The organism is Microcoleus sp. T3_D1 (genome assembly GCF_036700405.1).
Lineage (GTDB): Bacteria > Cyanobacteriota > Cyanobacteriia > Cyanobacteriales > Microcoleaceae > Microcoleus.
In genome coordinates, this window is the sequence record NZ_JAUBOV010000037.1 from 17,096 (window position 1) to 34,510 (window position 17,415).

The 17,415-nt window shown below is 45.5% G+C and carries 20 protein-coding genes and 1 pseudogene; 13 read left to right on the forward strand and 8 right to left on the reverse strand.

Going from position 1 to position 17,415, the window contains the following annotated elements; genetic code table 11:
- Positions 1-5 precede the first annotated feature (5 nt).
- On the forward strand, positions 6-236 hold the full coding sequence (locus QT992_RS17710) for a type II toxin-antitoxin system HicB family antitoxin (protein ID WP_333377403.1): 231 nt from the start codon (positions 6-8) through the stop codon (positions 234-236).
- 5 nt (positions 237-241) lie between these two features.
- On the opposite strand, the gene QT992_RS17715 is transcribed toward QT992_RS17710, so the two are convergent.
- Complete coding sequence (locus tag QT992_RS17715) at positions 242-433, reverse strand: hypothetical protein (protein WP_333377405.1); 192 nt, start codon at positions 431-433, stop codon at positions 242-244.
- Entirely contained in the window at positions 426-878 is a 453-nt protein-coding gene (locus QT992_RS17720; protein WP_333377407.1) for a DUF1036 domain-containing protein, read from the reverse strand. Before QT992_RS17720 ends, QT992_RS17715 begins: the two co-directional genes overlap by 8 nt.
- A gap of 77 nt (positions 879-955) precedes the next feature.
- Here QT992_RS17720 and QT992_RS17725 point away from each other — a divergent pair, with 77 nt between their 5' ends.
- Genes QT992_RS17725 through QT992_RS17735 form a run of 3 tightly spaced genes read left to right on the forward strand, consistent with a single transcriptional unit; the run spans position 956 to position 1,897 of the window.
- Entirely contained in the window at positions 956-1,096 is a 141-nt protein-coding gene (locus tag QT992_RS17725) for a hypothetical protein (protein WP_333336718.1), read from the forward strand.
- 22 nt (positions 1,097-1,118) lie between these two features.
- Positions 1,119-1,670 (forward strand): hypothetical protein, encoded by a 552-nt coding sequence (locus QT992_RS17730; RefSeq protein ID WP_333336720.1) that lies wholly within the window; start codon positions 1,119-1,121, stop codon positions 1,668-1,670.
- A 2-nt stretch (positions 1,671-1,672) separates the two neighbouring features.
- Positions 1,673-1,897 carry a type II toxin-antitoxin system HicB family antitoxin gene (locus QT992_RS17735; RefSeq protein WP_333336721.1) on the forward strand — a complete coding sequence of 75 codons (225 nt, stop codon included), beginning with the start codon at positions 1,673-1,675 and terminating at the stop codon, positions 1,895-1,897.
- Here the strand turns inward: QT992_RS17735 and QT992_RS17740 are convergent.
- Both QT992_RS17740 and QT992_RS17745 read right to left on the reverse strand, forming a co-directional pair.
- Positions 1,863-3,038, reverse strand: a pseudogene (locus QT992_RS17740) (DNA cytosine methyltransferase). The gene QT992_RS17735 and the pseudogene QT992_RS17740 overlap by 35 nt on opposite strands.
- Position 3,039: 1 nt before the next feature.
- On the reverse strand, positions 3,040-3,348 hold the full coding sequence (locus QT992_RS17745; protein ID WP_333336723.1) for a hypothetical protein: 309 nt from the start codon (positions 3,346-3,348) through the stop codon (positions 3,040-3,042).
- A 182-nt stretch (positions 3,349-3,530) separates the two neighbouring features.
- Here QT992_RS17745 and QT992_RS17750 point away from each other — a divergent pair, with 182 nt between their 5' ends.
- From QT992_RS17750 to QT992_RS17760, 3 genes are all read left to right on the forward strand, one after another.
- Positions 3,531-5,132 carry a metallophosphoesterase gene (locus tag QT992_RS17750; RefSeq protein ID WP_333377409.1) on the forward strand — a complete coding sequence of 534 codons (1,602 nt, stop codon included), beginning with the start codon at positions 3,531-3,533 and terminating at the stop codon, positions 5,130-5,132.
- Positions 5,133-5,305: 173 nt separating this feature from the next.
- The gene (locus tag QT992_RS17755; RefSeq protein WP_333315215.1) at positions 5,306-6,034 is read left to right on the forward strand and encodes a DUF3891 family protein; all 729 of its coding nucleotides are present in this window, start codon (positions 5,306-5,308) and stop codon (positions 6,032-6,034) included.
- 255 nt (positions 6,035-6,289) lie between these two features.
- The gene (locus QT992_RS17760; RefSeq protein ID WP_333315214.1) at positions 6,290-7,249 is read left to right on the forward strand and encodes a YegS/Rv2252/BmrU family lipid kinase; all 960 of its coding nucleotides are present in this window, start codon (positions 6,290-6,292) and stop codon (positions 7,247-7,249) included.
- Positions 7,250-7,393: 144 nt separating this feature from the next.
- Here the strand turns inward: QT992_RS17760 and QT992_RS17765 are convergent, their stop codons facing one another.
- On the reverse strand, positions 7,394-7,750 hold the full coding sequence (locus QT992_RS17765; protein WP_006631047.1) for a hypothetical protein: 357 nt from the start codon (positions 7,748-7,750) through the stop codon (positions 7,394-7,396).
- 172 nt (positions 7,751-7,922) lie between these two features.
- Between QT992_RS17765 and QT992_RS17770 the strand changes: the two genes are divergently transcribed.
- From QT992_RS17770 to vapC, 5 genes are all read left to right on the forward strand, one after another.
- Positions 7,923-8,138, forward strand: a complete 216-nt coding sequence (locus QT992_RS17770) for a hypothetical protein (RefSeq protein WP_333336728.1) — start codon at positions 7,923-7,925, stop codon at positions 8,136-8,138.
- A complete protein-coding gene (locus QT992_RS17775; protein ID WP_333336730.1) occupies positions 8,128-12,630 on the forward strand; it encodes a WD40 domain-containing protein in 4,503 nt (1,500 codons plus the stop codon). Before QT992_RS17770 ends, QT992_RS17775 begins: the two co-directional genes overlap by 11 nt.
- A gap of 19 nt (positions 12,631-12,649) precedes the next feature.
- Positions 12,650-12,889, forward strand: coding sequence for a hypothetical protein (locus QT992_RS17780; RefSeq protein WP_333236608.1), 240 nt, complete (start codon positions 12,650-12,652; stop codon positions 12,887-12,889).
- An 84-nt stretch (positions 12,890-12,973) separates the two neighbouring features.
- The gene (locus tag QT992_RS17785) at positions 12,974-13,204 is read left to right on the forward strand and encodes a type II toxin-antitoxin system VapB family antitoxin (RefSeq protein ID WP_333336732.1); all 231 of its coding nucleotides are present in this window, start codon (positions 12,974-12,976) and stop codon (positions 13,202-13,204) included.
- Positions 13,201-13,602, forward strand: coding sequence for a type II toxin-antitoxin system tRNA(fMet)-specific endonuclease VapC (gene vapC / locus QT992_RS17790; protein WP_333315210.1), 402 nt, complete (start codon positions 13,201-13,203; stop codon positions 13,600-13,602). The genes QT992_RS17785 and vapC overlap by 4 nt, the downstream gene beginning before the upstream one ends.
- Before the next feature lie 11 nt (positions 13,603-13,613).
- Here the strand turns inward: vapC and QT992_RS17795 are convergent, their stop codons facing one another.
- The 3 genes from QT992_RS17795 to QT992_RS17805 all read right to left on the reverse strand — a co-directional run bounded on the left by QT992_RS17795 (position 13,614) and on the right by QT992_RS17805 (position 17,044).
- Positions 13,614-14,240: a Uma2 family endonuclease gene (locus QT992_RS17795; RefSeq protein WP_333315209.1), complete on the reverse strand. Its 627-nt coding sequence runs from the start codon at positions 14,238-14,240 to the stop codon at positions 13,614-13,616.
- Positions 14,241-14,496: 256 nt separating this feature from the next.
- Positions 14,497-16,254: an ABC transporter ATP-binding protein gene (locus QT992_RS17800; RefSeq protein WP_333377411.1), complete on the reverse strand. Its 1,758-nt coding sequence runs from the start codon at positions 16,252-16,254 to the stop codon at positions 14,497-14,499.
- A gap of 307 nt (positions 16,255-16,561) precedes the next feature.
- Complete coding sequence (locus QT992_RS17805) at positions 16,562-17,044, reverse strand: FxLYD domain-containing protein (protein ID WP_333336736.1); 483 nt, start codon at positions 17,042-17,044, stop codon at positions 16,562-16,564.
- 191 nt (positions 17,045-17,235) lie between these two features.
- On the opposite strand from QT992_RS17805, the gene QT992_RS17810 reads away from it, so the two are divergent.
- Positions 17,236-17,412: a tyrosine-type recombinase/integrase gene (locus QT992_RS17810; protein ID WP_333336738.1), complete on the forward strand. Its 177-nt coding sequence runs from the start codon at positions 17,236-17,238 to the stop codon at positions 17,410-17,412.
- Positions 17,413-17,415: the final 3 nt, after the last annotated feature.

Genomic DNA, 17,415 nt, shown 5'->3' on the forward strand with positions numbered 1-17,415 from the left:
GAAGAATGAATAGCCCTTACAGTCTCATCATCCAGTGGTCAGAAGAAGATCGACTTTTTGTTGTCAGTTGGCCTGAGTTTACCGATGTCATGCAGCCTTGCACTCACGGACACACTTACGAGGAAGCGGCAAAACACGGACAAGAATTCTTAGAAACATTGATTGAACTCTATCAAGAAGATGGCAAACCTCTACCAGAAGCTTACAGGTTGGGGAAACGACTACAAATTGCTTAAAGTTGTTAATACCAAGAATTATCAATCCAAACGCATACTATTTCATTTTTACTGAGCGATCGCGTTCCTTGAGTTAGTTGGATGACTGGTAAAATAAGTGCGATCGCCTCCTTTGTTGGTGAAGTAAGTGAGGAGCGATCGCAGTATTTTTCAAGATGCCGTACTCCGCTGATAACGCACCCTACTTTACTAATCAAACACTTCAAACGTATAGTCCGAGCTGCTACCAGTCCGGATCATCTCGAAAGCCTTCATTTCTCTTCCTCTTCCTTGACAGCGAGTGGGATTACCAGCATCCCGTATATTCCATGAAGGTTCAACCTGCACCCAGATTACGCATCTACGAGTATTGCCTGATACGAGCCCTCCACCCAAAGTTTCTGCATAAACTCCAATTTCTGCATTGCTAACTCTTCCATTCAAAGCTGAACCACAAGCTCCTGGTTGAAGCTGTAACCATCCTCTAGACCACGTTTGTCCTTGTGTATCGGTCCACGACACTGCTACAAAAGCTTTCTTAGCCGCCCTGTTACATACCATAAAATCTGCACGCGCTGGAGCAGTAAACACTAAACCTAGAGAGGACATAAATACTCCAGTTATGGTTGCGATGGCCGCTGAGCCAAGAATCTTCAACTTCATTGTTTTATCCTTGAATGAGGTCTAATAATTAATAACCCACCCCGATCGCCTTAGTTAAGACTGACCCGTAATATAAGATGGAGTCATTTTTTATACTTTATTATTTCCCGAATCTCAAAGGTATCAGCATTTTGGAGTGGCGGAAAATGGCGGAAAAAGACGGGAGTTTTATTAAGAATATTTACAACGGGCGGATTTTAGCGGATAATGACGGATAGAGTAGGATTTAAGTAGCAAACTATGGACGCAACAGAGGTGTTAAGATATTTAGACGAACTGGTTTTCGCTCAAACAGGTAAACACCTCGATAGTCTGCAAAGAGCAATTATTAAAGGCGTTATCAACGGTCATAAATACGCCGATATTGCGAAAGAATATCAATGTACGCGAGGTCATGCAAAAGATGAAGCTTACGCACTTTGGCAAATTCTTTCTGAAGCGTTGGGAGAAGATTTGAATAAGTCAAATTTTCGTGGTTCTATTGAAAGATTGGGATTAGATAACTCTCACTATCAAATCATTGGAAATTCTGTGGTGGGTGGTAATATTAACCTCTGTCGTAATCCTTCCCAAAATAACGAAAAATATGAATTGGAAAAATTTGAATCTATAGTTAGGGAAACTCCTACACCGGTTAACGATAGGGATGACAGTATTGAAACTGAGCGAAAGCTAGCTAAACTAGAAACGATACCGCGATTAGTAAAAATTGGCTTAACGGCAGAACAAATTGCCCAAGCTCTCGATTTGTCCCTAGAAGAAGTAGAACAAAAGATGCGATTAGTTAACTAGCCATGAAATATACAATTGTGATCCAATGGTCAGAAGAAGATCGATGCTTTGTCGTATTTTTGCCGGAGTTTGAGAATGTCATGCAACCGGTAACTCACGGAGATTCTTATGAAGAAGCTATCTACAATGCGCGAGAGGTACTAGAGTTACTAATCGATAGCTGTCAAGCTGAAGGTAAACCATTGCCAGCAACTAAGAAGCTAGAAGGATTATTTCAGGCTGCTTAAATTTGTTCAAAGCAATATCATTCAAATATGGAATAAGTGCAAAACCGATACACTCTGCTAAACGGGGCGGCACGGCATTTCCAATTTGCCACATTGCCTTTTTCATTGAACCTTCAAAAATAAATGAATCCGGGAAACTTTGCAATCTAGCCATTTCGCGAGCTGAAATCACGCGATTAAGATAAGGATGAATATGAGTGCCGCCGTGATTTTATTTAACAGTCATACTCGGTTTTCCCGGATACTGTCGCTTGAAAGCATCGGCGTAGCTTTCATACAAAGAACCGCCTGGTGGAACTTTAGCAAGTCTTTCCATGTACTCAACAGAATGACGAGTCCATTCGTGGTTAATTTCCGGTATGCGAGTATACTCTGGTAAATCATCAATTGCTGACTCAATCGCTTGGTATTGTTCTGGAAACAATTGCGGTTTGGGATAGGGATTTTGCATCCCAAATCTATTGGCAATAAAAATGGCTCGCGGGCGGATTTGCGGGACTCCATAGGCGGCTGATTCAAGAACAGCAACGGACATATAGGGATAGCCAATTTCCTGAAAAGCCTCGCAAATGGCTTGCTTAACAGCTCCTTTTTGTATAGTCAATATTCCGGGTACGTTTTCCATGACAACATACCAAGGACGTATTTCAGAGACAACGCGGACAAACTCTCTAAAGAGGCGATTTCGAGGGTCGTTGGGGTCGCGTTTTCCTGCAACTGAGAAGCCTTGACACGGCGGCCCGCCTACAACAAGATGAACTTCTGGCGAACCAATTTCAGCGAGCAACTTTTGGGGATTTAAGTTTTTTATATCGTCGCACAAGTGATGGCAATCAGGAAAGTTTTTTGTATGAGTTGCCGAGGCGATGGAATTAATTTCAACACTTGCTACTGGTCGAAAACCTGCTTGCAATAAACCTTGGGTCATGCCGCCAGCACCGCAAAAAAGATCGACAAATGTATAGTCTGATTTGGGCCGTGACTGAGATTCAACATCAATGAATATCTTGTAGGGGTCGCAGTCATTTGCTTCTAGTTCGCGTTGGATGCGTTCGTAACGCCCTAATTTTGCTTTCTTCTGCTTTTTGGCAGGAATTGGTTCTGACTCGTTTGAGAATAAAGACAGTTGTATTGCTTCCATTTTATATTTGTTTACTGAATTCTATCTGATGTTGCCCACTTGGGGCAGGGTGTAGGGCTCGATCGCACTTGGAGTCGGAGAGTGCGATCGTCTCACATATTGCACCATTCTCGCTTAACAGGCTTTCCGACCTGTTCCACAAAGAGTCAATTTTCTTGTGGGGAGTAGGGGTTGGGCCCCAGAACCCGCCCATAAAAGGCTTATTGAGAATGCGACAAGATGTGAGTTGTAACTGAGATGTTGCACCATTCTCGCTTAACAGGCAAGATGCCTGTTCCACAAGAAAATTCACTCTTTGTGGAACAGGCATCTTGCCTGTTCCTAAAAAGCTTATTGAGAATGCGACAAGATGTGAGTTGTCAGGCAGTATTCTCCTAAAAACCCGGTTTCTGAGTACCCGCACCTCGATTTTCAGCTTTTAGAGAGATGTAAAAACTCGCCCGATCGCTACACTATTAACTAGGAACTCAGCAATTTTGGAGAAGAGGTGAATTGAAATTCGTTTCCGACCCGCAAATAAAAGTCAAAATCCGCAAAATGAACGAGCGGGTGCGGTGGCAAGAACAGTCGATCGTCCATCGGGGAATCGACCAAACTCGGATGGTTTTAGAATCTCAAACCACCGACTCTCCAGAGTTTTCGTTTTTAGTCGTAGGCGACAGCGGCACGGGCAATCACCGCGGCTACAATCCCCAGCGGCAGATTGCCGAACAGATGGTCTCGGAGCGCGAAACCTGCCGTTTCGTCCTCCACACGGGCGATGTAGTTTATCTCGTAGGTTCCAGCGAATATTACTTGCAAAACTTTATTCGCCCCTACCGAGAATTTATAGTCGGCGGCGAGCATCCCTCTCGGATTGCCTACGATCGCATGGTGTTTAACTTTCCGTTTTTGCCCGTACCGGGAAACCACGACTATTACGACTTGCCGATAGTCTACGGCATTCTGTCGGCGACAGCTTTGCCGCTGCGCCGGCTGTTGGGTTCCAAGTTGGATCTAGATGTCGGCTGGCACGGTTCCGATCGCGGAAACACCTACGCCAAAGCCTTTCTCGACTACCTGCAATCTCACAAAATGCCGGGAGAGCTCGATCGCCACCTAGACGCCCACTACACCGCCAGCACCAGCACAGGCCGCTGCATCCGCTACCAACCCGGACGCTTTACCCGCTTACCCAACCGCTACTACACCTTCTGCAGCGGCGGCATCGACTTCTTCGCCCTCGACTCCAACACCTTCAACGAACCATTACCGATCCCGAAAACCAAACAGGGCGACATTCGCCGCCAGAATTTGGAACTCGATCGCCAGAAGTTGGAACAAGAAAAATTGGCAATGCTCGAAATGTGCGATCGGCTCAAGCCGGAGATTCCCGAGGAAGACGAACAGCTAGACGACTTGACCGCCAAATTAGAGCAAGTTGACGAAATGTTGATGGATATTGACAAACAACTGTCCCCCGACAAAACAGCCGCCACGGACGTTGAACAGCTCGAATGGCTGAAAAAAAGGCTGATTGCGTCTTGGGCTGATTCCGAAGTGCGGGGGCGGGTAATTTACCTGCACCATCCCCCCTACGTGACTGAGGCGACAAAGTGGAATCAAGCTCAAACTTTGGCGGTTCGGTGGCGATTGCGCGAGGTACTCGATGGGGTGGCCGATGCAGTTGGGGATGCGGCGCAGGGGCGTCCGCTTGTAGATTTGGTGCTGACTGGCCACGCTCACTGTTTGGAATACCTGCGGACAGGGAATACCGGACACGGCGACTCTGGGATTAATTGGATTGTCTGCGGGGGAAGCGGCCACAGTCTCCGCCGCCAGCGCCCGGAAGGGCCGATGTTGCAGGAAGCATTGAGTCCTGAAGCTTATCGGTTGGCGCGGCAGTCTGGTTCCGAAACAGCCAGCCGGCGGGTAGCGGAATCTTTGCTATTTGTCGGCCGCAGCGGCCAAGGTTCCCACAAACGCCGTCCTTATTCGTGTTTGCGGATTGATGTTCTCGATGGGTGTCCCCCCAAGTTCCGCATCCGACCTATTGTTGTCGAACGATTTGAGGGGAAATGGCAGGATATCTCGATCGAACCTTTTGTGATTTAGCATCAGTCATTCAATTTGATTGTGGGCCGTTGCTCCTAGCCCGCCCAAACAGGCTTTCCGGCCTGTTCCACAAAAATTCAATTTGATTGTGGGTTGGGCACGCGAGCCCGCCCAAACAGGCTTTCCGGCCTGTTCCACAAAACCAACCTCACTTAATTCAGGAGAAAAAATCAATGATTGCTAACTTAACCGCCACCGGCTGGGAAATTATTTACCACCGCGCCCATGCTTTGCTCGCCGCCCAACTTGGCGGACAGTGGAAGCGCTCGAAATCTCCGCTTCGCTTGTACGAAACCATAGCCGCGATTTCGCATCACGATGATTTGGAGAAAGAGTGGGAAGAAAATATTTTGACAGAAGCGGGCGCGCCCTTTGATTTTACGTTGCAGACGGAAACTTCTATGCCGAAAATTAAAGCTATGGCGCAGAATTCCCTATATCGCGGTAGGTGGGTAGCCATGCTGATTTCTATGCACATGAGCTTTCTCAATGAAGGAAAGCGGGGAGAGTCGAAGGAACTCGATGAGTTTTTGGACGAGCAACTGGAAAATCAAAAAAAATGGCGCAAAGAGTTGCAAGTTTCCGAGGAAGATGCTAAGGCAGCTTATGCTTTTTTCCAGTGGTGCGATCGGCTATCATTAATTCTTTGCAGCCGCGAGTTACCCGCCGGAGAACGAGCTTTAGAAATTAGTGTCGGCCCGGACGGCAAGCGCTACGATATTGTACAGCACAGCAACGAACTCGTGACTGTAACTCCTTGGCCTTTTGAAGACGATAAGTTTACTGTGAACGTCGAAGCGTGCCTTTTGGATAAAGTCAAGTTCGACAGCAACAAGGAAATCAAGGAAGCGCTGCACAAAGCTCCCCGCGAAGTCTTAGAGTGGACTTTTGTGAAGTCTTAATTAAACATTGAAAAATAGGTGAGGGTTGTTGTCGGAGTTTGGTGGGCCTTGCATGTGTGTAAACTTAAGGTTACAACCATGTCTATATCAGGGTTATAGTTGAGTCTCGATCCCCCCTAACCCCCCTTAATAAGGGGGGAAAAGAACACTCAAAGTGGGTATTATTAAGGGGGATTTAGGGGGATCGAAACTTGGATACAAACAAAAAAAATCGATGGTTTGAGTTCCGCCATTACCTATTACCTATTACCAACTATGAAACGTTCAGCTTGCCTAATTTTCAATCCCGTCGCCGGCAACAGCGACCCCGACCAAGACTTAGCTAAAATTCAGGAACTTTTAGAGCCTTTTATTGACTTAGACATTCGGCAGACAACCCCAGAATTAGACGCCGATCAAATCGCCCGCGAAGCAGTTGATAGAGGAGTTGAGGCAATTATTGCTTGCGGGGGCGACGGCACATTATCCGCAGTTGCTGGGGCGGTTGTCAGCACAAATATTCCTTTAGGAATTATTTCGCGGGGAACTGCTAATGCTTTTGCTAATGCTTTAGACATTCCGAATACAATTGAAGCCGCCTGCGAAAATATTTTGGGAGGGTTGACGCGGGTGGTGGATGCGGCGCTTTGCAACGGTGAAATGCCGATGGTGTTGTTAGCGGGAGTGGGTTTTGAGGCGGAAACTGTCGAACTTGCCGATCGCGAAATGAAGAATCGCTGGGGAATGCTCGCTTACATTCTGTCAGGAATTAAACAGTTAAACAATTTAGAAAGATTTGAAGCGGAAATCGAAACCGAAGATAAAATTATCCACCTTACTGCTGTGGCCGTGACAGTGGCGAATGCAGCGCCGCCTACTTCCATTTTAGCTCAAGGCCCGGCGGGGATTGTTTTTGATGACGGCTTGCTGGACGTGACGCTGGTTGCGCCTGAGAATAAAGCTGGGGCGATCGCAGCTTCTTATCACCTATTGCAAACAGCTTTGAGTGGCAATCCTACCGATCGCGACGACATCGGTTATTTGCGGGCAAAAAAAATAAAAATTACTACCGATCCGCCTCAAAAAGTGGTTTTAGACGGGGAAATCATCGGCATGACTCCGGTTTCTATTGAGTGCGTTCCGGGAGGTTTAACTATTTTTGTACCGCGAATTGAAGAAGAGCCAGTGGTGGAAAAACTCACTGGTTTAGCAGACATCGAAGTTACATTGAAGTAGAATTAGCTTCTCCCGTAATCTCTGCGGGCAGTTAAAATTTGCGTCTGCAAAAATCAATTTCGGCGGTTAGAAACCGCATCTACACAAACTCTCGTCCCAGCAGAGGGGGACTGGGAGGGAGACCGCAGGAGCGGTCTTTCTTTTTTAGGCGTCTAAAATTTGGCGAATGCGGCGCTCCAAACGTTCGAGATCGAGTCCGCCTTCATCGCGGCTGATGCGGCGCACGGTGACGTTAACATTGCTCAAATCTGCCAGCAAATCTTGCAGGATTTCTTGTTGCTGCCGAGCTTGAGTTATTTCGCGGGGTTCCTGCACCAAATCGCGAACAATTGTATCTTCCGCGCGCGAAGCAACGATCGGGTCTGCTTCGCCGTCTACGTGCACGAAAGTGCGCCGACCAGGCCCCCGTTCTTCTTCAATTGGTATTACTGCTGTTACTCGATCGGAGCGTACATATTTGCCAAATCCCAGGTGGACTAAGACAGAAGATTGTATTTTCATAGATAGCAAGTTTTATTTGTTAGTTATCTATATTTTAACTTTGCCAACTCGGATATGACAACTAATATGCTAGCTGTTTCTACTACAATAGGTGGCGGTATTTTGGGTCTTTTATAGTTGTCAATTTTTCTAAAAAGTGCTAAGTTAATTAAATGGATATAACTTACAAACGGTGGGTCAGAAACCGGGTTTTTTACGAAAAGCCGCACTCGAACCAGCAGATTCGGTAAAAACCCGGTTTCTTTGGTCGGAGCGCGTAAATCCTGTTACCATAAAAATAGAGCAGTTTGCGATCGCCCGCAGCGCATTTCAGGGACACAGCCTACCGATTCGAGATTTGAGCATTACTTCCACGGAAAAACAGGAAAGCCTAAATCATGTTAATTAGTCTCGACTTAGTTATCAGCCTCCTGACAGCAATTCCCTTCGGCACTATCAAAGACAAGTTTCAGCGCAACGAAACTGTCATCAAACTCTTAAAAAAATTTAACCTCGACCCCGATGCACCGCCGGCAGAGTTTAGCGGAGTTTATGTTTACACTTTAGTAGAATACGGCGCTGGCAAACCCAAGCAGATTTTAGAACTGTTTCGCCAAAAAGAGATTGAATCAGCATTTCGCAAAGCCTTCGAGTCCGACAGCCCAGCCATTTTAATTAAAGCAGGCGATGAATATCTGAATGAAAGTGCTTTAGGCAAAGAAATTCGAGATTTAGGCATTGACCCCAGACGGGAATTCATGGCATTTGCCGCCGTGTTTATGGAAGTAGCAAAGCGGACGCGGACGCTGGGAGATGTGATGGTGGGAAATGCGATCGCCTCTTTGCAAAAACGCCTATCTATGGTAATGGATCGCATCGAACGCCTTCCCACGCTGGAAGGAATTCGCACCGAGTTTGCGCGCTTGGAACCCGAAGATTATCCCGCACTTCCCGCCGCAGCATCAAGTAATATTCAAAAGTCTCAAGCTTTTATTTTGTCACAACAAGTTCGCGGTTGGTTTGAAACATTAAGTTATAAGTTTGAAACCTATCAAATCTTGGAAGATAACTATTTTGAATGGATTATCAATGTTCCCGTCAGACGCAATCGGTACGATCGCATTTTAGTGCGCGGAATAGCCGGAGAAGCGGGACTCAGGGATATCTCAGCTTTGCGCGAGTCGGTGGAAAAACAGCGCACCGATGAAGGTTGGTTAGTCACTGCCCGCCGCATCAGTCGCGCCGCGCGGGATGAAGTAGAAAAAGATGAAAATCGCGATTTAGCTTGTTATACCTTCGATGAATTGCTCGACCAAGATGCCGATTTTTCCGCTTATCTCAACTGGCTGGAAACTGAAATTACCAGCCGGAGAATTGATACCAAATATGTGCCGCTAGCTTGTACAAAAGAAGAAATTGACCCCGATACTCACCGCAAGATAGGCGTGAGTCATTATGGAGAGCGAGATGGGTGGATTGAAGGTTATATTGACCTGTGGTTAAATGACCCAGTTAAAGAACATATTTCAGTTTTAGGAGAATTTGGGACTGGGAAAACTTGGTTTGCGATGCACTATGCTTGGATGGCGCTGCAACGCTACCGAAATGCTCAAAAGCGCGGCTTAGAACGTCCGCGTTTGCCGTTAGTAATTCCTTTGCGAGATTACGCCAAAGCAGTTAGTGTCGAGTCGCTATTTTCCGAGTTTTTCTTTCGTAAACACGAGATACCTCTGGCGGGTTATTCGGCCTTTGAACAACTCAATCGCATGGGCAAATTTCTGCTAATTTTCGATGGTTTTGATGAAATGGCCGCTAAGTGCGATCGGCAAGAAACCATCAACAACTTCTGGGAACTAGCAAAAGCCGTGGTTCCCGGCGCAAAAGTCATCCTGACTTGCCGTACCGAACACTTTCCTGAAGGCAAGGAAGGACGGGCATTGTTCAATGCAGAACTGCAAGCATCAACAACCATTTTAACAGGCGAAACTCCCCAATTTGAAGTCTTAGAATTAGAGAAATTTAACGACGAGCAAATTGGGCAAGCGCTGTCATTTCAAACAGAAGCGACGACTGTCGAAAAAGTGATGGGAAACCCGCAACTATTGGATTTAGCGCGTCGCCCGGTGATGACCGAGTTAATTTTGGAAGCATTGCCCGATATTGAAGCTGGAAAACCCGTCGATATGTCGCGGATTTATCTGTATGCGGTGCGGCGGAAGATAGAGAGAGATATCAAAGCAGAACGGACTTTTACTTCGTTAGCAGATAAGCTTTACTTTTTGTGCGAACTGTCTTGGGAAATGCTGTCTACCGACCAAATGAGTCTCAATTATCGCGGTTTTCCCGATCGCATTCGCAGCCTGTTTGGTTCCGTCGTGCAAGAGGAAAAAGACTTAGACCACTGGCACTATGACATGATGGGTCAAACGATGCTGATCCGCAATGCAGATGGGGATTATACTCCGGCGCACCGTTCGTTGTTAGAGTTTTTTGTCGCTTATAAATTTGCAGCAGAATTGGGAGTTTTGGCGGCAGATTTTACCGAATTAGTTGCGCCGGAACAGTCTTGTTTAGATGCTAATGCAGCGCCTCAAGAATACACTTGGTCAAATTATTGTCGGCTTCAGGCGCAGAAGAGAAATAACAACGAACTTATCGCGCCTTTGAAGGGATTTGTTGCTGAAGATTTAGGTCAACTTCTTCAGAGTTTCGGACACGCGCCGCTAACAAAAGCAGTCATGGATTTGTTGTTGCCGATGCTAGTAGGGGCGGTGCCCCCGTGCCCGCCCGACCAAGGTTTAGGGGCAACCACGGGGGGATTGCCCCTACTCGCAATTATAGAAGCAACGCGAGGTAAAACTGAAACCGAAGTAGGCTACGTGGGAGGCAATGCGGCGACGCTGTTGGTGACAATCGATAAGACTGCGTTAGAAGGAAAAGACCTTTCTCATGCCGTTATTTTAGGTGCAGATTTTACAAATGCGACGCTGCGCCACGTCAATTTTGCTGAAGCGAATTTGGATAATTCTGTTTTTACTAAAATCTTCGGCAGTGTTAGGTCAGTAACATTTAGTCCTGATGGCCAACTGTTAGCTACAGGTGATAGCGATGGCATAGTTCGCTTGTGGGAAGCTGGCAGTTGCAGAGAAATATTGACCTGTAAAGGACATACCAACGTGGTGGAGTCAGTCGCCTTTAGTTCTGACGGTAAGATACTTGCTAGTGGCAGTTATGAAAATACAATCAAGTTATGGGATGTCAAGACTGGTGAATGTTTAAAAGTTTTGCAGGGACATACCGAATCAGTAATGTCAGTCGCCTTCCATCCTGATGCAAATATACTCGCTAGTGGGAGTTTCGATCGCGCGATAAGGTTATGGGATATCCGCACGGGTAAATGCCTGCAAATTTTGCACGGTCATACTGAAAATGTGTTTTCAGTCGCTTTCCATCCTGCTGGTCAGATGTTGGCCAGTGGCAGCGGCGACAACACAGTAAGGCTGTGGAATATCAACAGTGGTGAATGTCTCAAAACTTTGGAGGGACATACTAAAAACCTGTATTCAGTTGCTTTCAATTCTGCGGGTGAAATACTTGCTAGTGGAAGCGGCGACACAACAGTGAGGCTGTGGAATGTCGGTACTGGTGAATGTCTCAAAACTTTGGAGGGACATTTCGATCGAGTACGGTCGATCGCCTTTAGTCCTTCGGGGGAAATACTCGCAAGTGGAAGTTTCGATCGCACAGCAAAGCTGTGGGATATCAACAGCGGTGAATGCTTGAATACTTTGCAAGGGCATAACGATCGAGTAGGGTCAGTCGCCTTCAGTTCAAACGGTGAAATACTTGTTAGTGGCAGTTATGATAAAACGCTGAGGCTGTGGGATATCAACAGCGGTGAATGTTTGAATACGCTGCAAGGGCATAGCAATCAAGTAAGGTCGATCGCCTTCAGTCCAAACGGTGAAATGTTTGCCAGCGGCGATGACGAAAAAACAGTCAAGCTGTGGGATGTCAGCAGCAGTAAGTGCCTCCAAATTTTGCACGGGCATCTCGATCGGGTAAACTTAGTTGCCTTCAATCCTTCGGGTCAAATACTTGCCAGCGCTAGTTATGACGGAACACTGAAACTGTGGGATATTCGCAGTGGTGAATGCCTTCATACTTTGCCAGAATTTGGCAATGAAACACGATCGATCGCCTTCAGTCCTTCGGGTGAAATACTTGCGAGTGCAGGTTATAACCAAACGGTGAGGTTGTGGGATATCGGTACTGGCGAATGCCTCAAAACGTTGCAGGGGCATAACAATTCTGTACACTCGACTGCCTTCAGTCCTTTGGGCGAGATATTTGCCAGTGCAGGTTTTGACGGAACGGTGAGGCTGTGGGATATCCATACTGGTGAATGCCTCCAAATCTTGCAGGGGCATACGGGTTGGGCGCGCGCGATCGCCTTTAGCTATAACGGTGAAATACTTGCTAGTGGCAGTGTCGATCGAACAATAAGACTATGGGATGTCCGCAGTGGTGAATGTCTCCAAATCTTGCAAGGGCATACTGATTGGATACGTTCAGTTGCTTTTAGTTATTCTGGTGAAATAGTTGCTACTGGAAGTGTAGATGGAACGGTAAGAATATGGGATATCCGTACAGGTGAATGTCTAAAAATTTTGCAAGGTCATACCAGTAGAATTAACTCAGTTGCCTTCAGTTCAAATGGAAAAATTCTTGCTGCTTGCAGTCGTGATGGCACAATTATGATGTGGGAGATTGAGACTGGTGAGTGCCTCAAAATCCTCAAAAGTGACAGACCTTATGAAAACATGAATATTGCTGGAGTTACGGGTTTAACGGAAGTTGAGAAAGCGACGATCAAAGCTTTAGGGGCTGTTGAAAATTAATCATCGCAAAGGAGGAATTATGCAGTCAGCAATACGGATTACAACCAAAGTTCTTGCAGGAAATAAACTGGAAATTCAAGTGCCGCCTGGATCTGTGGGCGAAGAGGTTGAAGTTTTTGTGATTATACCAGAAAAGCCTGAAGGCGGGCGGCGTAAAGTGTTGGAATTGCTTACAGAAATCCGCAGCCGTCACGTTTCCAGAACTGTTGAAGAAATTGATCGGGAACTAGAAGAAGAAAGAAACTCATGGGACAACTAAACCTACCATCCTCTGCTACAATTTAATTGGAGCAAGTGGACGGTCAATCTAAAATATGAGTTGAACCACTCTGGAGGCAAAACAATGAATACGGCTAAATTATCGATCGCGGATGACTACCAGACAGTCATATTACCTAAAGAATTTCATTTTGCAGGAAATGAAGTGTATGTTAAAAAAATAGGAGATGTTCTTGTCCTAATCTCCAAAGAAAATCCTTGGAAAACTTTTTTTGATAGTTTAAATATGTTTTCTGACGACTTTATGCTAGTCAGGGAGCAGCTTCCTTTGGAGACGAGAGAGGATTTTGAATGAGATTTTTACTAGATACTAATATCTGCATATACATCATCAAGCGCAAACCACAAAAAGTATTCGAGAAATTCCAAACACTTGAAATTTTTGATATTGGCATTTCATCTGTTACTATTGCCGAACTTGAGTATGGGGTTTACAAAAGTCAGCGTCAAGAGCAAAATCGGGCTGCACTCATTCAGTTTTTAATAACTTTACCAGTAGTTCCTTTTGATGAAAGAAGCACCCAAACTTATGGACAAATTAGAGCAGGATTAGAACGTCAAGGTATTGTCGTAGGCCCAATGGATTTGCTAATAGCTTCCCAAGCAATCAGTTTGGGGCTGACACTCGTGACGAATAATGTGAGAGAATTGTCGCGTATCCCAGGATTAACCTTAGAAAATTGGGTTGATTAGCGATCGTATAGTTATATCCCTTCTTCCCTTTGGATAGATCCGAAAACCTGTTCAACAGTCAGATTTAGTTCGGGGAAAGCAGACGACAAAATTCGATCGCCCTCTCGAAACTGGCTAACCTGATACTCGCCCTCAACTAACTGATAAACTGAGATAGTAGATTGTTTCGGATTGCCAATGAAGCGTCGCCCACCCAAAGCAGCATAATCCACAACCCAATATTCTGGGATACCCAATCTTTCATAATCAGCTACTTTTACCAGGTAATCATCTTGCCAGTTGGTGCTAACTACCTCCACAGCAAGTTTAACAGAATCACCTTGCGTAATAATCGATGATTTTTTCCAAAGTGGCTCCGAAATCAAGGCTGGCTTGTCTAATATTATGATGTCTGGCTGAAACCCTGTAGTCGCTGCTGGAGGTCTGACGAAATAGGTTGATGGTGTTATATAAGGAAGATTTAGGCGATCGATTTCTACGTTAATTTTGCGGATGAGAAAACTTGTAACTTCCTCATGGTCTCCGTTTGGATTCATCTCAACTATCACTCCATTGCGTAGCTCGAAACGTCCTTTGCCATCGGGATACCACTCTAGGAATTCTTCAAATGTTAGTAGTTTGGCTGTGGTTTGAATCATGTTGGCACGGCCTCTTCTTTTTAACTGGAATCAGTAAATATCCAGTTGGATAATTTATTGTATCATTCTTGATAGGACTTACGCACGGGTAGTCAGAAACCGGGTTTTTTCGACAATACTTCGTTGAAGCCAGCAGATTCGGCCAAAAACCCGGTTTCTTGTCGAAGTGCGCGCGGGTAGTCAGAAACCGGGTTTTTTTCGAGAATACTTCGTGGAGGCCAGCAGAAACGGCTAAAAACCCGGTTTCTAACGTAGCCTACTGACTAAACTGTTGAGCGTAGTAGCCAGCATAGCGATCGCCCTTTTCCAGCAACTCCTCGTGCGTCCCAGATTCGACAATTCTGCCTTTTTCCAAAACTAAAATGCGATCGGCTCTCCGCACAGTAGCCAAGCGGTGCGCTATAATAAACACCGTGCGATCGCGCATCAATCTTTCCAGCGCTTCCTGCACTAAACCTTCGGATTCCGAATCTAGCGCCGATGTAGCTTCATCCAAAATCAATATTCTGGGATCAAGCAAAACTGCACGGGCGATCGCAATTCTTTGTTTTTGTCCCCCAGACAAATTTACACCCCTTTCTCCTACCCAAGTTTGATAGCCGTCAGGAAACTGACTAATGAATTGATGAGCGTTAGCAATTTCCGCAGCTTTTTGCACATCTTTCAGTTCATAATAAGATTGACCGAAAGCGATATTTTGAGCGATCGTACCGGAAAATAAAATCGTTTCTTGCGGTACAATTCCAATTTGCCGCCGCAGAGTATTTAAGGTGACATCTTGAATATCAATACCGTCAATTAAAATCTGTCCCGCTTGCGGATCGTAAAATCTCGGTAACAAGTTTACTAAAGTAGTTTTACCCGCACCGGATGCACCCACGAGAGCAATCATTTCTCCCGGAAGCACCAACAAACTCATGTTTTGCAGAATGGGAACCCCCCCTTGCCCCCCCTTATCAAGGGGGGGTTGAGGGGGGTAGGCAAAATTAATGTTGCGGTATTCGACTTTTCCGGTAACATGGGGAAGTTCGATCGCCCCAGGCTTTTCGACTACTGTTGGTTGAATTGCTAATAATTCAAAAATGCGATCGCTAGAAGCTTCTCCCTGCTTAAAATCCCCGTAATTAGCAGTTGTGATAGCGATCGGATCAATTAAAAGTGCCACCCCTGCGATATAACTGATAAATTGAGTACCTGTGAGATTTCCTTGAGAAATTTGCCAACCTCCCAGGAAAAAGAGCAAAATCACACTCATCGCTTCCAGAAAGCCAACTACAACGAACTGAAGTGCTTTTACTCTTTCTGACAAATACTTAGCGCGGCGGTTTTGTTCTGCTTCTTCTGCAAAGCGGGCTATTTCGTAGTCTTCAGCCACAAATGCTTTGATTAAACGAATGCCGCTGAATACTTCTGTCAGCAAAGCGGATAAATCAGAAATGCGATTTTGACTTTGGCGCGAGTAACTCAGCAGTCTCTCGCCAAACCAACCAATTAAGATAGCCATCAGCGGTGCAATAATTAATGCACCCAAGGTTAATTGCCAGTTGAGATAAATCATATATCCCAGAACCGCAATTAGCTGCAAAACACAAGGGATAAACTGATGAAAAAATTTATTTACTACTTCGCCAATGCGGTCAATATCTTCAGTGAGGCGGTAGGATAAGTCTCCGGTTTTGGCAGTTTCAAAGTAGCCGAGATTGAGAGTTTGAAGATGGGAGTAGACTTTTTTGCGAATTTCTAAAGCAATAGTCAAAGCAGCTTTTGCCATCAGCGTATCTTGACCGTACTGGGCTGTACCGCGAATTAGAAATATAATGGCGCTGAGTGCCGCAATTTGAGCGAACCCTTGTAAATCTCCTTTGCCTATAAATTTGGCTGTTTCGCCCACTAGCCACGCTATAATCGGCCAAAATATGGTAAATACTACGGTACAAGCTAATGCTTTACCGATGGTTTGTTTTTGGGGACGGAGGTAGGGTAAGATTTGCCAGTATGTCGATCGAGTTTTCAAGATATTTTGCCCTCGCAAATTCTGTTTTTGGGGATCTCTGCAAGAATATTCAAACTTCGATCCCCCCTAACCCCCCTTAATAAGGGGGGGACAAGATTATTATTCCAAGTTTCCCTTTTTTAGGGGGATTTAGGGGGATCTCTGCGTAAGTCATAGAGATATCTGAGCCAGAATATGATAACAGCGATCGGACAAATCTCAACCACCATTCTTCACCAAAAACATCCGGGATACAAAGCCCCCGGATTAATCCGTGGGTTAATTGTCCAATTCTTCAATTCTTTAATCTAAAATCTAAAATCTAAAATTATTCCTGACCGTCGGCATGAGTAGCTACTACCTTAGCCCCCGCGACAACTGCGCCCCGAAAGGCGGCTGACTGTCCGGGTGCAAGAGTAACTGGTTGAGCGAAGATAAATCCGTTGTCAATTAAATTGCCTGACTCGTCCAAAACTTCATAATTGACTTTGACATTTTTGATTGTTTTGCAGCCTCGATTAAGCACTTGACCGCTAAAAAAGTTGCCGTCATAATTAGTCGCCGCAATTGACACCTTCGCAGCAATGTTGGAACTGGGAATGCAAGTTTTGGCAGTTCCTAAAGCTGGCTGTTTCTCGCACAATTTGCCCAAGTCTACTGTTTTGCCGTCGGGGGTTTTCATGTAGCAAAACGGCTCGTCAACGGGTAAATTTTGAGCAAGTGTATTTGTAGCATTTGCCAGCAAAGGGCTAGCTGAAATCGGGACCATTAGCAAAATCGATAAAGCTACTGTTAAATGTAAATAAATCATGCTTGTTTCTACCATTTATGAAATAAATTCTACAATATAATGCAGCTAAAATTTATGCTAGCATATCTATATGTATGGCGCGTCGCGCTCACGCTGCATTGTGCTACGATCAGACATCAAACTTTAGAAAGTAAACTAAAGTCATGGTCGTTACTTAAGATAACCCAGGACAAAAAACGTTAGAACTGATCGTGTTGTTCTTGAGCAGGAAAGGAGGGCACTGCACCCCATCCCACGTTCTCAAAATTGTAGCGACTGCCGGCAAGCGGGCCGAGGTTGAGGGGAAAGTTTCGCCGCACTGGCTAAGGCATTCTCACGCCAGTCATACATTGACCAAATTCTCTTTGTGTAAAGGCTGCATAAACTGAATC

What these genes read in the sequence shown, in the direction of transcription:
- QT992_RS17710 (WP_333377403.1), top strand. Translation starts at nt 6, where the DNA reads ATGAATAGCCCTTACAGTCTCATCATCCAGTGGTCAGAAGAAGATCGA.
- QT992_RS17720 (WP_333377407.1), bottom strand. Translation starts at nt 878, where the DNA reads ATGAAGTTGAAGATTCTTGGCTCAGCGGCCATCGCAACCATAACTGGA.
- QT992_RS17725 (WP_333336718.1), top strand. Translation starts at nt 956, where the DNA reads ATGGAGTCATTTTTTATACTTTATTATTTCCCGAATCTCAAAGGTATC.
- QT992_RS17730 (WP_333336720.1), top strand. Translation starts at nt 1,119, where the DNA reads ATGGACGCAACAGAGGTGTTAAGATATTTAGACGAACTGGTTTTCGCT.
- QT992_RS17735 (WP_333336721.1), top strand. Translation starts at nt 1,673, where the DNA reads ATGAAATATACAATTGTGATCCAATGGTCAGAAGAAGATCGATGCTTT.
- QT992_RS17745 (WP_333336723.1), bottom strand. Translation starts at nt 3,348, where the DNA reads ATGCCTGTTCCACAAAGAGTGAATTTTCTTGTGGAACAGGCATCTTGC.
- QT992_RS17755 (WP_333315215.1), top strand. Translation starts at nt 5,306, where the DNA reads ATGATTGCTAACTTAACCGCCACCGGCTGGGAAATTATTTACCACCGC.
- QT992_RS17760 (WP_333315214.1), top strand. Translation starts at nt 6,290, where the DNA reads ATGAAACGTTCAGCTTGCCTAATTTTCAATCCCGTCGCCGGCAACAGC.
- QT992_RS17765 (WP_006631047.1), bottom strand. Translation starts at nt 7,750, where the DNA reads ATGAAAATACAATCTTCTGTCTTAGTCCACCTGGGATTTGGCAAATAT.
- QT992_RS17775 (WP_333336730.1), top strand. Translation starts at nt 8,128, where the DNA reads ATGTTAATTAGTCTCGACTTAGTTATCAGCCTCCTGACAGCAATTCCC.
- QT992_RS17780 (WP_333236608.1), top strand. Translation starts at nt 12,650, where the DNA reads ATGCAGTCAGCAATACGGATTACAACCAAAGTTCTTGCAGGAAATAAA.
- QT992_RS17785 (WP_333336732.1), top strand. Translation starts at nt 12,974, where the DNA reads ATGAATACGGCTAAATTATCGATCGCGGATGACTACCAGACAGTCATA.
- vapC (WP_333315210.1), top strand. Translation starts at nt 13,201, where the DNA reads ATGAGATTTTTACTAGATACTAATATCTGCATATACATCATCAAGCGC.
- QT992_RS17795 (WP_333315209.1), bottom strand. Translation starts at nt 14,240, where the DNA reads ATGATTCAAACCACAGCCAAACTACTAACATTTGAAGAATTCCTAGAG.
- QT992_RS17805 (WP_333336736.1), bottom strand. Translation starts at nt 17,044, where the DNA reads ATGATTTATTTACATTTAACAGTAGCTTTATCGATTTTGCTAATGGTC.